We start from the raw sequence: 15,378 nt of genomic DNA, 5'->3' as shown, positions 1-15,378 counted from the left end.
CCCGGGCTGACCAGGCCCGGAATTGTGCTAGCGTTTTACGATCTCGACCAGATTGGTGTGCTGCGGGTTGCCTTTCGCGAGAGGGGATGGTCGCTGAGTAGTGAGTGTATTCATACACGCACCGTGATCGATTCTGTCTCCCCACATATTGGCTTGATGCCATGCTCCTTCACCCATCGCCGCGACGCCAGGCATAATTCGGGGCGTTACTTTAACGGTGACATAAAGCTCTCCTCGGGTATTGAAAACGCGGACCTCATCCCCGCTTTTTACCCCGCGTTTCTGTGCATCAATGGGGTTTAGCCACACTTCCTGTCGACAGGCTTCTGCCAGCACATCCACATTGCCGTAGGAGGAGTGGGTCCTTCCCTTATAGTGGAAACCAAACATCTGTAACGGATAGGTTTTGCGTAACGGATCGTCCCAGCCTTCAAACGTGGAAGCATAAACCGGCAGTGGACTGATGGTTTCATCGCGTTCCAGTTGCCATGTGTTGGCGATATCCGCGAGTGCCGAGGAGTAGATCTCTATTTTACCGCTGGGTGTTTTGAGAGGATTGGCTTGAGGATCTTCTCTGAATTTCTGATAGGCGACATGATGACCTTTTGGATCTCGTCGTTTGTAGATCCCCATCGCTTTCAGCGCCTCAAATTCCGGCAGTTCGGTATCTTTTTCGCGCGTTTGATCATAGAGATAACGAAGCCATTCAGACTGACTTCGCCCTTCTGTAAATCGCTGATAAATATCAGGACCGAGCCGTTTTGCCAGTTCCCCCATAATCCAGTAAATCGGTTTACGCTCAAATTTAGGCGTAGTGGCGGGTTGGCTAAAAATCAGGTAGCCCATATTGCCGGTATAGTCATTGGAAATGATGTCTTCCTGCTCGACGGTCATGAGATCGGGTAATAGCAGGTCGGCATATTTTGCCGAAGAGGTCATAAAGTTCTCGATGACCACAATCATTTCGCATTTCGATGTGTCTTGCAGGATATCGTGGGTTCGGTTGATGTCGGAGTGCTGATTGACCAGCGTATTCCCTGCGTAGTTCCAGATAAATTTGATGGGGACATCCAGCTTATCTTTACCTTTCACGCCGTCTTTGAGCGCTGTCATCTGCGGGCCGCGAACGATGGCATCGGTCCATGAAAAGCAGGATATTTTTGTTTTTACCGGATTCTTCAGTACCGGCATGGCGTTCATTTTTAGAATATAAGAGGTTTCACGTCCGCCGCTATTGCCACCATGAATACCGACATTGCCCGTTAGGATCGGTAGCATAGCGATGGCCCGAGTTGTGAGCTCGCCGTTTGCCTGTCGCTGCGGCCCCCAACCTTGCGAGATAAAAGCGGGTTTGGTACTGCCAATTTCTCGTGCCAGTTTGATAATCCTTTCCACAGGAATGCCCGTGATTTTCGATGCCCACTGGGGGGTTTTTGCTGTTGCATCATCGCCTTCGCCCAGAATATAGGCTTTATAGTGCCCGTTTTCAGGCGCACCCTTCGGCAACGTCGTTTCATCGTAGCCAACGCAATAGGTGTCGAGAAATGCCTGATCGACAAGATTCTCAACGATCAGCACCCAGGCAATACCTGCGGCAAGCGCAGCATCCGTACCAGGGCGGATCGGGATCCATTCATCTTCTCGTCCGGCGGCCGTATCGGTATAACGGGGATCAATAACGATCATGCGCGCTTTCGACCGTTCCCGGGCCTGGGAAAGGTAGTAGGTGACGCCACTACCACTCATACGGGTCTCTGCCGGGTTATTGCCGAAAAGCACCACCAGCTTGCTATTCTCGATATCCGACATACTATTGCCGTCGTTGCTACCAAAGGTATAGGTCATGGCGCAGGTGACCTGCGACTGGCTGTACGACCCATACTGACTCAGATAACCTCCATAGCAGTTCATCAAACGGCTAACCAAAGAGTTGTTAGGGGAGCAAAGCGTGATATTGCCTCCCTTGATACCGGATGAGTAATTGATCCAGACGGATTCGTTGCCCCAGGTTTTGACGATACGTTGCAGATTGCTGGCCATCATCTCAAGTGCTTCATCCCAACTTATACGCTCAAATTTACCCTCTCCGCGTGCTCCGACGCGTTTCATTGGGTAGTTGAGACGATCTGGATGATTCATTCGTCGACGGATGGATCGCCCTCGCAGGCATGCACGCACCTGTTGGTTTCCGTAGCTATCATCACCCGTGTTATCCGTTTCTACCTGATAAACCTCATTATTGCGTACGTGGAGTCGCAGTGCGCAACGGCTATGACAATTGACTGAGCAGGTTCCCCATACCGTTTTTTCTTCTACTGATGCGTTGCAGTTATCATCTGCCGCGAGGGCGATTTTGATACTGAAAGGCAAAGATAGGGTGCTGGCAGCAACGGCCAGTCCGCTCGTTGCGCTGGTTTGGATAAACTGGCGGCGAGAAAGGCGGTTTGCCTCGGGTCTGGTGAACATGAGTGACTCCACGACATATTTATCCGCAGTGATAATTAATTAAGCGGAAATATTGAAGTGGCTGATACTACGCTTGAGAAAAGGCTTCAGTATTGACCTGACCGCGTGGAATCACAAATTCCCCGGCCACAAAGCCGGGGAAAAGGGAACATTAATGCGCACGACCCTGCTCGACGCCGAGGCCGGTTTGTGAACGGATAAACTGGGCGCGGAACTGTTCGCGCTCAAGGTTACCCTCAGCAGAGTTGTCGGTTGCCGAGAAGAACCAAATTCCCAGGAATGCCACGGTGATGGAGAACAGCGCCGGGTATTCATACGGGAAGATGGCTTTTTCGTGGCCGAGGATCTGTACCCAAATGGTTGGGCCGAGAATCATCAGCACCACTGCTGTCAGCAGGCCTAACCAGCCGCCCATCATCGCGCCACGGGTGGTCAGTTTTGACCAGTACATGGAGAGCAGGATGATTGGGAAGTTGCAGCTGGCGGCAATCGCAAACGCCAGGCCAACCATGAAGGCGATATTCTGGTTTTCAAACAGCACGCCCAGCACGATAGCAATCACGCCCAGCACCAGTACGGTGATTTTTGATACGCGCAGCTCTTCACGCTCGGTGGCGCCTTTACGGAAGACGTTAGCGTAAAGGTCGTGCGACACCGCCGAAGCGCCTGCCAGCGTCAGCCCGGCGACGACCGCCAGAATGGTGGCGAAGGCCACTGCGGAAATAAAGCCGAGGAACAGGTTACCGCCGACCGCATTTGCCAGGTGAACCGCCGCCATGTTATTACCGCCAATCAGCGCGCCTGCCGCATCTTTATAGACCGGATTCGCCCCCACCAGCATGATTGCGCCAAAGCCGATGATAAAGGTCAGGATGTAGAAGTAACCCATAAAGCCGGTAGCGTAGAACACGCTTTTACGCGCTTCGCGGGCATCGCTGACCGTGAAGAAGCGCATCAGAATATGCGGTAGCCCCGCCGTACCGAACATCAGACCAAGGCCCAACGACAACGCGGAAATCGGATCTTTCACCAGCCCGCCAGGGCTCATGATGGCTTCACCTTTCGGATGCACGGCCATTGCTTCGGTGAACAGGTTATTGAAGCTGAAGCCCACGTGTTTCATCACCATAAAGGCCATAAAACTCGCGCCAAACAGCAGCAGCACGGCTTTGATAATCTGTACCCACGTGGTGGCGAGCATACCGCCAAACAGCACGTACATCATCATCAGCACGCCAACCAGCACCACCGCGATGTGATAGTTCAGGCCAAACAGCAGCTCAATCAGTTTGCCCGCACCGACCATCTGCGCAATGAGGTACAGCGCGACGACCACCAGCGAACCACAAGCGGAGAGAATACGAATGGGTCCCTGCTTCAGGCGATAGGAGGCCACGTCGGCAAAGGTATAGCGGCCCAGGTTACGCAGGCGCTCGGCAATCAGGAACAGAATGATGGGCCAGCCCACCAGGAAGCCGAGAGAGTAAATCAGCCCGTCATAACCGGAGGTAAAGACCAGTGCGGAGATCCCGAGGAATGAGGCGGCAGACATATAATCGCCCGCAATCGCCAGCCCGTTCTGGAAACCGGTAATGTTGCCGCCAGCGGTGTAGTAGTCATTACGCGAACGTACGCGTTTAGAGGCCCAGTAGGTAATACCGAGCGTAAACACGACGAAAATTAAAAACATGATAATCGCCTGCCAGTTGGTTGGCTGGCGTTGTACGGCACCGCTGATAGCATCGGCTGCGTTAGCGGCGAAGGGTAGTGTGGCGGCAAGCGCCGTCAGGACTCGCTTCATGATGCTTTTACCTCGTGCAGTACCGCGTTGTTAAGACGATCGAATTCGCCGTTCGCGCGCCAGATATAAATACCGGTCAGGACGAAGGAGATAAGAATCACGCCCACGCCAATAGGAATACCTCGGGTGACGCTGGTACCCGCGTGCAGCGGGGTGCCCAGCCAGCCAGGCGCAAATGCAATCAAAAGGATAAAGCTGATATAAACCACCAGCATGATAATCGACAGAATGGTGGCAAACCGTTGCCGTTTTTCGACTAACTCCCTGAAACGCGCACTGTCTTCTATCCGCTGATAAATGGTGTCATTCATCACAGAGTCTCCAGAGGTAGGGTTGAGATATTTTAATTCCCTCTCCCTTGAGGGAGAGGGTTAGGGTGAGGGGGAAAGGTGCCCATGACGGCCCTCACCCCGACCCTCTCCCACGGGGAGAGGGAGAAAGGCTGCGTTATGAAGGCATAGTAATCGCCTGCTTCTCTTCGAGCAGTTTATCCACCACGCCCGGATCGGCGAGCGTCGAGGTGTCGCCGAGGTTGCTGGTATCGCCCGCGGCTATCTTGCGCAGAATGCGGCGCATGATCTTGCCCGAACGCGTTTTGGGTAATGAGTCTGTCCAGTGCAGCACGTCCGGCGTCGCCAGCGGGCCAATCTCTTTACGCACCCAGTTACGCACTTCAGTGTACAGCGCCGGCGTCGGCTCTTCGCCATGATTCAGCGTGACATAAGCGTAAATCGCCTGGCCTTTGATATTGTGCGGAATGCCGACCACTGCCGCTTCCGCGACTTTCGGATGCGATACCAGCGCCGATTCAATTTCCGCCGTACCCAGACGGTGACCGGAAACATTCAGCACGTCATCCACGCGGCCTGTTATCCAGTAATAGCCATCTTCGTCGCGACGCGCGCCGTCACCGCTGAAATACATGTTTTTGAAGGTCGAGAAATAGGTCTGCTCGAAGCGTTCATGATCGCCAAAGAGCGTGCGTGCCTGACCCGGCCAGGAGTCGGTGATCACCAGGTTACCTTCGGTTGCGCCTTGCTGCGGATTCCCTTCGTTATCCACCAACGCAGGCTGTACACCGAAGAACGGGCGGCTGGCAGAACCGGCTTTCAGTTCAGTCGCGCCCGGCAGTGGGGTAATCATGAATCCACCGGTCTCGGTCTGCCACCAGGTGTCGATCACCGGGCATTTCTCTTTACCGATTTTCTTCCAGTACCACTCCCACGCTTCCGGGTTAATTGGCTCGCCAACGGAACCAAGAATGCGCAGGGAAGAGCGATCGGTGCCTTCAATCGCCTTATCGCCTTCCGCCATCAGGGCGCGGATCGCCGTTGGCGCGGTGTAAAGAATGTTAACGTTGTGTTTATCGACAACCTGACACATACGCGCCGGGGTTGGTGAGTTCGGCACGCCTTCAAACATCAGCGTAGTCGCGCCGCAAGCCAGCGGGCCGTAAAGCAGGTAGCTGTGACCGGTGACCCAGCCCACATCCGCGGTACACCAGTAGATGTCGCCCGGATGATAATCAAACGCATATTTGAAGGTGGTGGCCGCATAAACCAGGTAACCCCCGGTGGTGTGCAGCACGCCTTTCGGTTTGCCGGTTGAACCGGAGGTGTAGAGAATAAACAGCGGATCTTCGGCATTCATCTCTTCCGGTTGGTGCTGGTCGTCAGCTTTTTCAATCAGGTCGCTCCACCATAAGTCGCGGCCTTCATGCCAGTCGATATTGCCGCCGGTGCGCTTAAGCACGACCACGTTTTCGATGGTCTTGACGTTCGGGTTTTTCAACGCGTCATCGACGTTTTTCTTCAGTGGAATCCCGCGCCCGGCACGCACGCCTTCGTCAGCGGTGATAACCAGACGTGAGCTGGAATCGATAATACGTCCGGCTACCGCTTCCGGTGAGAAGCCGCCGAAGATAACCGAATGCACCGCGCCAATACGGGCGCAGGCCAGCATCGCGACTGCGGCTTCTGGCACCATCGGCATATAAATAGCGACCACGTCGCCTTTCTTAATGCCCAGTGAAAGCAGAACGTTAGCGAAGCGGCAGACGTCGCGATGCAGTTCTTTATAGGAAATATTTTTGCTCTGGCTGGCATCGTCGCCTTCCCAGATGATGGCGGTCTGATCGCCGCGCTCTTGCAGGTGTCTGTCCAGGCAGTTCGCCGCCAGGTTCAGGGTGCCATCTTCATACCATTTAATGGAGATGTTGCCCGGCGCAAACGAGGTGTTTTTGACCTTTGTGTAAGGCTTAATCCAGTCGAGAATTTTGCCTTCTTCTCCCCAGAATGCATCAGGGTCGGAGATAGAGAGCTGATATCTCTGCTGGTATTGCTCCGGGTTGATCAGGCAACGATCTGCAATGTTCGCAGGAATGGTGTGTTTATGTATTTGGCTCATGCTTTTTTTCTCCTTGTAAGATGTTAATAATATGTCGCCAAAAAGTTAATTGTAGGGGTATTGCGAGCTTTGTTTACTATTTGGGCGGCAGATCACGCATTATTAGAATTGTTCAAATAATGTGCATTTGATTCTTTGAAGGAGAATAATTGCCATGAGTTATTTATGAAAATTATGAGAAAAAATTATTATTTATAACAAAAACTTATAATAGCTCATTGGTAGAAATTAATGAGAATATGCAGAATTTGAGTGAAAAGCCCTGTTCTTAAAGGGTTGCGCGACATACCGTCCAGATGATACTGATACTGCGCGTTAAAAAACCCCATAAACAAACGCAACACAAATCATCCCTTTCAAGTAGATGCCATTCCTTTTTGGAATGGTAGCTTTCATTGAGGAAGTCTGTTGTTATGAAAAAAACGAGAATCAGCCTCGCCTGGCAGATTTTGATTGCCCTTATTCTGGGCATTCTGCTGGGTAGTTACCTGCATTATCAAAGTGATAGCCGCGAATGGCTTATCGCGAATCTCTTATCACCGGCGGGTGATATCTTTATCCATCTGATTAAAATGATCGTCGTACCGATTGTTATTTCCACATTAATCGTGGGGATTGCGGGCGTGGGCGACGCTAAACAGTTGGGCCGAATTGGCGCAAAGACCATTATCTATTTCGAAGTGATCACTACGGTGGCGATTATCCTCGGGATTACGCTTGCCAATGTGTTCCAGCCGGGGGCGGGCATTGATATGTCGCAACTGGCGACGGTGGATATTTCGAAATACCAAAGCACCACGGCGGATGTACAAAGTCATGCGCACGGCCTGATGGGCACGATTCTTTCGTTGGTGCCGACCAATATCATCGCGTCGATGGCGAAAGGCGACATGCTGCCGATCATCTTCTTCTCGGTGCTGTTTGGTCTTGGCCTTTCCTCGCTGCCTGCGACGCACCGCGAACCGCTGGTTACCGTTTTCCGCTCCATCTCTGAAACCATGTTTAAAGTCACCCACATGGTGATGCGTTATGCGCCGGTCGGTGTCTTTGCGCTGATCTCGGTGACGGTCGCCAACTTTGGTTTTGCTTCTCTCTGGCCTTTGGCGAAACTGGTGATTCTGGTTTATGCCGCGATCCTGTTCTTCGCGCTGGTGGTGCTGGGCGCGGTTGCGCGCATCTGTAAACTGAGCATCTGGACCCTGATTCTTATTCTGAAAGATGAGCTGATTCTGGCGTACTCCACCGCCAGTTCTGAGAGCGTGCTGCCGCGTATTATTGAGAAGATGGAAGCCTACGGTGCGCCGCCGGCGATCACCAGTTTTGTGGTTCCGACCGGCTATTCCTTCAACCTTGATGGTTCAACGCTGTATCAGAGCATCGCGGCTATCTTCATCGCGCAGCTGTATGGCATTGACCTCTCCATCTGGCAGGAAATCATTCTGGTGCTGACCCTGATGGTGACCTCGAAAGGGATTGCTGGCGTACCGGGCGTGTCGTTCGTGGTTCTGCTGGCGACATTGGGCAGCGTAGGTATTCCGCTGGAAGGCCTGGCGTTTATCGCCGGTGTTGACCGTATCCTCGACATGGCGCGTACCGCGCTGAACGTGGTGGGTAATGCCCTGGCAGTGCTGGTTATTGCCAAATGGGAACACAAATTTGACCGCAAAAAAGCGCTGGCGTATGAACGCGATGTGCTGGGTAAATTTGATAAGAAAGCGAATATGTAACGTTCGGCAATAAAAAAACGGGGATGATTTTCATCCCCGTTTTTGTTGGTTTGCCCCTCACCCTAACCCTCTCCCAGAGGGAGAGGGAACCGATGGTGCACGTACTTAAATACAGCGCCGGTTTTTCACCCTCTCCCGTTGGGAGAGGGCCGGGGTGAGGGGGCGTTTCGTTATTAACCCAACGCGCTTTCGCGCAGACGGGCTTTCAGCTTGTCGTATTCCTGAATCACATACTGCTCTGCCGCCTGTTGGTCCGCAATTGGCTCAACATTGACCGCGCAGTACTTGTACTCCGGCGTCTTGGTAATCGGGCTTAAGTTTTCACTCACCAGCTCGTTACACGCGCCAATCCACCACTGGTAGGTCATATACACCGCGCCTTTGTTCGGGCGATCGCTCACCTGAGCACGGGTAATGATTTTCCCTTTACGTGAATTGACCCACACCAGCGCTTCATCTTCAATGCCGAGACGTGCCGCATCAGCCGTGTTGATTTGCGCGTAGCCTGGTTCATCCGCCAGTGCTGCCAGCGCCGCACAGTTACCGGTCATTGAACGGCAGGAGTAGTGGCCCACTTCACGGACCGTGGAGAGCACCATCGGGTACTCGTCGGTCAGTTTGTCGATAGGCGCAACCCAGTCGCAGGTGAAGAACTGCGCCAGACCGTTCGGCGTGTCGAACTTCTCTTTGAAGAGATACGACGTCCCCTGGTCGGCGTCAGATTCATCGCGGCACGGCCACATGACATATCCCAGTTCGCCCATTTTTTCATAGGTCGCACCGAGGAAGTCCGGGCAAAGATGACGCAACTCATCCCAGATTTCCTGGGTGTTGTTGTAGTGCATCGGATAGCCCATGCGGGTAGCGATTTCACTGATAATCTGCCAGTCGGTTTTCAGGTCCCATTTCGGCTCAACGGCCTTGAAGAAACGCTGGAAGCCACGGTCAGCCGCGGTGTAAACCCCTTCGTGCTCACCCCAGGAGGTGGACGGCAGAATGACGTCAGCCGCCGAGGCGGTTTTAGTCATAAAGATGTCCTGCACAATCACCAGTTCCAGTTCGTCGAACGCTTTACGTACAGCAGAGAGCTCGGCGTCAGTCTGGAGGGGATCTTCACCCATAATGTAGGCGGCACGCACTTCACCATGCGCGACGCGGTGCGGTAGCTCACTGATACGATAACCGGTGTGTTCCGGCAGGCTGTCAACGCCCCAGGCCTTCGCGAATTTCTCGCGATTTTCCGGGAATTTGACGTACTGATAGCCCGGATAGGTATCCGGCAGTGCGCCCATGTCGCACGCGCCCTGTACGTTGTTCTGACCACGAACCGGGTTTACGCCGACGCTTGGCTTGCCAAGGTTACCGGTCAGCATCGCCAGGCTGGTCAGAGAACGCACGGTTTCCACACCCTGATAGAACTGAGTCACGCCCATGCCCCACAGGATCGCCGCGCTTTTCGCTGAAGCATACATACGGGCGCACTGGCGAATATCCTGCGCGCTCACGCCGGTAATGTCCTCGACAGACTCCGGCGTATAGCCTTCAACAATTTTACGGTACTCTTCGAAGCCCTCGGTACGGCCTGCGACGAACGCCTGGTCATACAGATTTTCTTCGATAATGACATGCCCGATAGCATTGAGCAGCGCGATATTCGAGCCGTTTTTCAATGCGATGTGCATATCAGCAATGCGCGCGGTTTCAATTTTGCGCGGATCGCAGACAATAATTTTTGCCCCATTGCGTTTGGCGTTAATCACGTGATTCGCCACAATCGGGTGTGAATCTGCCGGGTTATACCCGAAGATGAACACGAGATCCGTGTTATCAATTTCTGTGATGGCATTACTCATTGCGCCATTACCGACCGACTGGTGCAGACCTGCAACCGATGGGCCGTGTCAGACACGTGCGCAGCAATCGACGTTATTGGTACCAATAACGGCGCGCGCAAATTTTTGCATCACATAGTTGGTTTCATTCCCGGTACCACGCGAGGAGCCGGTCGTTTGAATGGCGTCTGGGCCATATTTTGCTTTGATCGCACTCAGGCGGTCAGCAACGTAATTCAGGGCTTCGTCCCAGGAGACGGCTTCCAGCTTGCCGCCGCGCTGGCGACGGATCATTGGGCTTTTCAGGCGCGGAGTCAGGATCTGGGTATCATTAATAAAATCCCAGCCGTAATAACCCTTCAGGCACAGTGTGCCCTGGTTGGTTTTCCCCATCGCCGCTTCAGCCTTAACGACTTTCCCGTTATCGACCACCAGGTTAATTTTGCAACCTGAGGCGCAATACGGGCAAACCGTGACGACTTTTTTCATCGGTCTTGCTCCAGTTTCAATCAGCGCGGACGCGCATAACGACCTTATTATGCAGGTTCTATGCCATGTTTTTATTGTGGGTATCCACGGATATTACGGGGATTTTTTAGACAAAACCCTGACGAAAAACAGTCTGTCGTCAGTTTTGACGTGTCGAAAGGAAGCCGCGTGACGGGGCACGCGGCGAGAGGGTTACTTTTGATTGATGGCCTGATAGCCGCCGCCCAGCGATTTAATGAGCTGAATGTTCTCAATGACCCGATGGGTGTCGAGCATCATTAGCGACATTTGCTCCGCCAGTACCGGAAGCTGGGCTTCGGTTGCCTGCAAGCGACTGCCGAGGCCCTGCTTGTATGCAGCCTGTGCGGCGGCCTGGGTATAACGCGCGGCGTCAACACGTTCAGTTTGCATGACGCGCTGGTCGTTGAGGGTTTGCAGGCGCGAGCCGTTAATCGCCACATCGCGTACCGCGTTGAGCACCGACTGGTTGTAACGCTCAATCAGCATGTTGCTGCTGGCGCGTGTACTCGCCAGATTGGCGTTTAGCCTTCCACCGTCAAACAGCGGTAAGCGCAGGCCAGGGATGAAGTTGATCTGCTTGCTCGGGCTTTTGAACATATCTTCAAGATGAATCGCGTCGAAGCCGAAGAAGGCTTTGATATCAAAACTCGGATAGAAGAGTGCACGTGCGGCATCAACCTGGCTTAACGATGCCTGAACATACCAGCGCATGGCCTGAAGGTCAGGGCGGCGAGCGAGCAGTTCATAAGAGAGCGACGATGGCAGCCCGGTGTCAACCTGCGGTAGCGCCACCGGTTTGATGTCCGGCATATCCGTTGCGCCGATGATGGCGCGCAGCGATTCCCGCGTCTCTTTGATTTGCCCCTTCACGGCGGCGATCTGTTTTTCCACCGCCAGCAATTGCGAGCGTGCGCCGTGCCACGGTACTTTCGCCTCCAGACCCTGATTGACTTTGCTCTGGTGCGCTTTCACTGCGTAATCAATCACATCGTGAGTCTGCTCAAGTAAATCAAGCATCTGGTAGTTAGCCTGCTGGCTGTAGTAAAGCTGAGCAACACCGGTGGTCAATGACAGTTCGACAGCAGCGGTTTCCGCTAACGCCGCATTCTTCGCGCCAATGGCGGCTTCGACGGCGGAACGATGCGCGCCCCACAAATCGAGATCAAACCCGGCGACCACGCCGACGGTCGCTTCCGTATAGTACGGACCGTCCATGCCTAAACGCGGTGCGTCCATGGCGTAGGGGCTGAGGAAGCCGCTGGCCGAAACACGTTGGCGGTTCAGCATTCCCAGCGCCGCCATTTGCAGGCGTGAGCCCGCCTCCAGCAGTTCAGCCTGCGACTGCGCTTTTTCTTCATGCTGCTTCGCCTCGGCCAGCGTGTGCGATCCGGCAAGGGTTTTGGCGATCAGCGCATCCAGTTGCGGATCGTGAAACTGTTTCCACCATTGCGCCTGCGGCCAGCCCTGGCTTGCCAGGTGAATGTCGTCAGCGAGTTTGATTTGCTCGGGAGCTATCTGCGGGGTCGGTGTACCGTCTTTGCGGATCAACGCGCAGCCAGAGAGCAGCGTGGTGGTGCAGAGCAGGCTGCAAATCAGCAAGCGGGAAAAATGTTGGGTCATTGTGGCATAGCTCCTTGCGCCCGCGCGGCCTCTACGGATGGCGGGTTGCTCCAGTCGGGTAAAAGAGAGATGTGCTGCGCGATGGGGTTGTTGCGTGCAGCCGGGCTCAATGTGGGCGTGATGCTGCTGTTCTGCGTAAGACCGCTGGCGTAGGCGTCCAGCGCGTCAGCAAACGCAGCAGCGTGTTCTGCATCGGGTTGCTTATCCCATGCGTGGAGCATTTCACGCCCCTGGCGGATAACCGCATTGCTGTGGCTCACCAACTGTTCACGTATATCGGCAGGAAGATGACGTTCCAGCGCAACGCGCTCGCACATCTCTTCGCTGGCATTAAACGCCGCGTGGCAGCCGATGCGCAGTTGCAGATATCCACTCAGGGCCGCACCACCCTGGATATATGGCAGGCGGATGGCTTTGGCGAGCATCGACAGTGCACCGGCCAGCTTCTGTGGCAATGCGCGGGCTTCGCTTTCAGGCCAGATAAAGGTGTAGATGACAGCGGAAACGGCGGTACCAATCAGAATACCTATGGCGCGGTCGCGGATTTCAACCAGGTCGTAGCTGGGGCCAAACACGTTCTCAAGCGTTGCCAGTGCAAAGGTGACCACCATTTGCGTGCCGATATAAGACGAGCGCTCTGAACTGGTGGCTATCCATGAACCGATAAGAAAAATTGGAGCCAGCACGCAAAGGAGCTCCACAATGTTGTCGAGCCACGGCATAACCAGCAGAGTAAACAGCAGTGCCAGCACTGCGCCCAGGAACGCGCCACCAAAGCGCAGGCCCATTTTCTGATAAGAGGACCCGATGCTGGGGTTGGCGACGATCACGCAGGTGAGCATACAGGTATGAATGCCTTCCCAATCGACACCGGAATAAAAGACGTAGCAAATCATACACGCCAGCAGTGTTTTCAGTGCGTAGCGGATGTAGGTCGGGTTAGTCCAGGCATCGGCAGCCATTGAAGGCGCTTTTGCAGCAGGCGCTGGCGGGGTACTCGGGTCCATTTCGCCAAGTTGAATCAGCGCCTGGCAAACGCCGCTAAGACCGCAACGCTGCGCGGCGGTGCGCTGTTCTTCCGTGAGGTGCCAGCTTGTGCGCCAGGGTTCGCCAGCGCTAATCGCGGTGCTCAGTGAGCGCATTGCTGCGGTCAGCTCAGGCATGAGGTTTTGCACTGCCGCGTCGCTCGCCCAGGCGAGGGCATCAAAGCGGTTTAGTGTGGTGCGCAGATAAGTGACGGTTGCCACGCAGCTTTGCCACCATGCGCAGTGGTTTTTCCACTCGGTGTCATCTGCCAGGCAGAATACGTTGAGTTTTTGCAGCGCCAGCGCGTCGCGCTCAAGCTGCTTTTCGCTCGCGGGCATAACCGGCTGCGTTAAGTGAAGAATGGCCTCATCAAGCTGACGGCATAGCCCGCTGCGCATCTGGCCAATCGCCCGCGCCGGAAACCACAGCACGCCCATCAGCACCATCAGCAGCGTCGGGTATAGCCCGACCACGATGCACCAGAGGGTCAGGCGCAGTACGATTTCCGGGTAATCGAGCATCCCCGGAAAGGTCTGGCCGTAAATCGCCACAATCGCCACGGCGAAGAACACCAGCCCCAGCTTGTGGGTACGCATCAGGAACATGCAGCCAATGAGAATCAGGCTGGCAATCACCATGCGTACCAGCGGATAGCCGTAGGACCATTTATAGATCAGGAACAGGCTGCCGATTTCCAGCACCGTGGCGACCACGAAAAGGATCGCCACAAATTTGGTGTAAAAGGCATTGGACTGAATGCCGTAGAACAGTACTGCCAGCGAGATGGCGACAAAGGGGATTTCGAAGGTCATGGAGATGAGCACAACCAGCAGACAACCCGCCCAGAGTTGCATTGTCTGCGGGAAGCGGCCTGGACGCTGCTCGCGGAGCTCTTCGTGGAAGAAGCCCAGCAGTTTGGCCATCGGCAGCGGCAGATAATCAAGCGCCTTCATCATTGCGGCTCAAGGTTAGCAACCGCCGACGCGCCGATGCGGAACATCTCTGCATCCGGATTCTCGACCAGAATTTTCACCGGGAAACGTTGGGCGACGCGGACCCAGTTAATGGAGCGGGAAACGCGTGGCAGTCCACCGAGCACCATGCCGCCATCGTCCGGCATTACGCCGTAGCCAATGGAGTCGACCTTTCCGGTAAAGGTTTTGCCCGAATCGCTCATCAGACGCAGCGTGGCGGGGGTGCCGTTGTGAATATTCTTCAACTCGGTTTCGCGGAAGTTGGCGATAACGTACCAGTGGTTGGTGTCGATCAGGGTAAAGACCGGCTTCATGGCAGATGCGAACTGACCAACCGTGGTTTTTAGCGCCACGACGCGACCGTCAAACGGTGCGCGAACGGTCGCCATTTCCAGATGCAACTTGGTTAAGGCGATGTCAGCCTGTACCACATCACGCTGAGCTTGCAGCGCATCAACGCCGCTTACCGCGCTGGCCGCTTGTTTCGCCTGTTCCAGAATGGCGTTGAGATCGGCTTCTGCGGCGCGCTGTGCGGTGCGTGCACGGTCAACGTCTTCGGCGGAGACAAAACCCTGCGCCAGCAGAGGTTCGGTACGATTCAGCGTTTTGGTGGCCTGTGCGGCGGCAGCGCGCGCCTTGGCGACGGTAGCTTCTACAGAGTCGGCACCGTGCTGTTGGGCGTCAACGCTGCGCCGCATCAGCATGATTTGTTTGTCGAGCGCTTCCAGCGACGCTTTGGCTTTCGCGAGGTTTGCTTCATATGTCCGTGGATCGATGCGCATCAGCACATCACCCTGCTTGACCAGCTGATTATCGTGTACCGCCATATCGACAATACGACCGCTGACCTCCGGCACGACATCAATGGTGTCGGCATAAACATAGGCGTCGTTAGTGGAGGGCGCGCTATCCAGGCGCCAGATGACATAACCCATAACGACGATAGCCACCAGAACCAGGATAAGGGCAGGAGACTTTTTATTGGTCGGTTTTTTAGGCGTACTTTCCATGTGTGC

Annotated in this window: 9 protein-coding genes; 1 reads left to right on the top strand and 8 read right to left on the bottom strand. The window is 54.6% G+C overall.

Annotation, left to right across the window (positions count from 1 at the left end; translation table 11 throughout):
* Positions 1–27: 27 nt before the first annotated feature.
* The 4 genes from NMC31_RS13255 to acs all read right to left on the bottom strand — a co-directional run bounded on the left by NMC31_RS13255 (position 28) and on the right by acs (position 6,673).
* Positions 28–2,466: a DmsA/YnfE/YnfF family dimethyl sulfoxide reductase gene (locus NMC31_RS13255; RefSeq protein WP_253898213.1), complete on the bottom strand. Its 2,439-nt coding sequence runs from the start codon at positions 2,464–2,466 to the stop codon at positions 28–30.
* A gap of 151 nt (positions 2,467–2,617) precedes the next feature.
* Positions 2,618–4,267, bottom strand: coding sequence for a cation/acetate symporter ActP (gene actP / locus NMC31_RS13250; protein ID WP_149461803.1), 1,650 nt, complete (start codon positions 4,265–4,267; stop codon positions 2,618–2,620).
* Positions 4,264–4,578, bottom strand: a complete 315-nt coding sequence (locus NMC31_RS13245) for a DUF485 domain-containing protein (RefSeq protein ID WP_149461804.1) — start codon at positions 4,576–4,578, stop codon at positions 4,264–4,266. Before NMC31_RS13245 ends, actP begins: the two co-directional genes overlap by 4 nt.
* A 136-nt stretch (positions 4,579–4,714) precedes the next feature.
* Positions 4,715–6,673, bottom strand: a complete 1,959-nt coding sequence (gene acs, locus NMC31_RS13240; RefSeq protein WP_253898212.1) for an acetate--CoA ligase — start codon at positions 6,671–6,673, stop codon at positions 4,715–4,717.
* Between the two features lie 413 nt (positions 6,674–7,086).
* Between acs and gltP the strand changes: the two genes are divergently transcribed.
* On the top strand, positions 7,087–8,400 hold the full coding sequence (gltP, locus tag NMC31_RS13235) for a glutamate/aspartate:proton symporter GltP (RefSeq protein WP_149461806.1): 1,314 nt from the start codon (positions 7,087–7,089) through the stop codon (positions 8,398–8,400).
* A gap of 173 nt (positions 8,401–8,573) precedes the next feature.
* Here the strand turns inward: gltP and fdhF are convergent, their stop codons facing one another.
* The 4 genes from fdhF to mdtN form a co-directional block, all read right to left on the bottom strand.
* On the bottom strand, positions 8,574–10,721 hold the full coding sequence (gene fdhF, locus NMC31_RS13230) for a formate dehydrogenase subunit alpha (protein WP_253898211.1): 2,148 nt from the start codon (positions 10,719–10,721) through the stop codon (positions 8,574–8,576).
* Positions 10,722–10,913: 192 nt separating this feature from the next.
* On the bottom strand, positions 10,914–12,362 hold the full coding sequence (locus NMC31_RS13225) for an MdtP family multidrug efflux transporter outer membrane subunit (RefSeq protein WP_253898210.1): 1,449 nt from the start codon (positions 12,360–12,362) through the stop codon (positions 10,914–10,916).
* Positions 12,359–14,341: a multidrug efflux transporter permease subunit MdtO gene (gene mdtO, locus NMC31_RS13220; protein WP_253898265.1), complete on the bottom strand. Its 1,983-nt coding sequence runs from the start codon at positions 14,339–14,341 to the stop codon at positions 12,359–12,361. Before mdtO ends, NMC31_RS13225 begins: the two co-directional genes overlap by 4 nt.
* Positions 14,341–15,372 carry a multidrug transporter subunit MdtN gene (gene mdtN, locus NMC31_RS13215; protein WP_253898209.1) on the bottom strand — a complete coding sequence of 344 codons (1,032 nt, stop codon included), beginning with the start codon at positions 15,370–15,372 and terminating at the stop codon, positions 14,341–14,343. The genes mdtO and mdtN overlap by 1 nt, the downstream gene beginning before the upstream one ends.
* Positions 15,373–15,378 lie beyond the last annotated feature (6 nt).

Origin of the sequence: Pseudocitrobacter vendiensis (genome assembly GCF_943590815.1) — a bacterium.
Lineage (GTDB): Bacteria > Pseudomonadota > Gammaproteobacteria > Enterobacterales > Enterobacteriaceae > Pseudocitrobacter > Pseudocitrobacter vendiensis.
The sequence above is the reverse complement of the archived record's forward strand: the minus strand, read 5'-3'. Positions and strand labels throughout refer to the sequence as shown.

What these genes read in the sequence shown, in the direction of transcription:
- NMC31_RS13255 (WP_253898213.1), bottom strand. Translation starts at nt 2,466, where the DNA reads ATGTTCACCAGACCCGAGGCAAACCGCCTTTCTCGCCGCCAGTTTATC.
- actP (WP_149461803.1), bottom strand. Translation starts at nt 4,267, where the DNA reads ATGAAGCGAGTCCTGACGGCGCTTGCCGCCACACTACCCTTCGCCGCT.
- NMC31_RS13245 (WP_149461804.1), bottom strand. Translation starts at nt 4,578, where the DNA reads ATGAATGACACCATTTATCAGCGGATAGAAGACAGTGCGCGTTTCAGG.
- acs (WP_253898212.1), bottom strand. Translation starts at nt 6,673, where the DNA reads ATGAGCCAAATACATAAACACACCATTCCTGCGAACATTGCAGATCGT.
- gltP (WP_149461806.1), top strand. Translation starts at nt 7,087, where the DNA reads ATGAAAAAAACGAGAATCAGCCTCGCCTGGCAGATTTTGATTGCCCTT.
- NMC31_RS13225 (WP_253898210.1), bottom strand. Translation starts at nt 12,362, where the DNA reads ATGACCCAACATTTTTCCCGCTTGCTGATTTGCAGCCTGCTCTGCACC.
- mdtO (WP_253898265.1), bottom strand. Translation starts at nt 14,341, where the DNA reads ATGAAGGCGCTTGATTATCTGCCGCTGCCGATGGCCAAACTGCTGGGC.
- mdtN (WP_253898209.1), bottom strand. Translation starts at nt 15,372, where the DNA reads ATGGAAAGTACGCCTAAAAAACCGACCAATAAAAAGTCTCCTGCCCTT.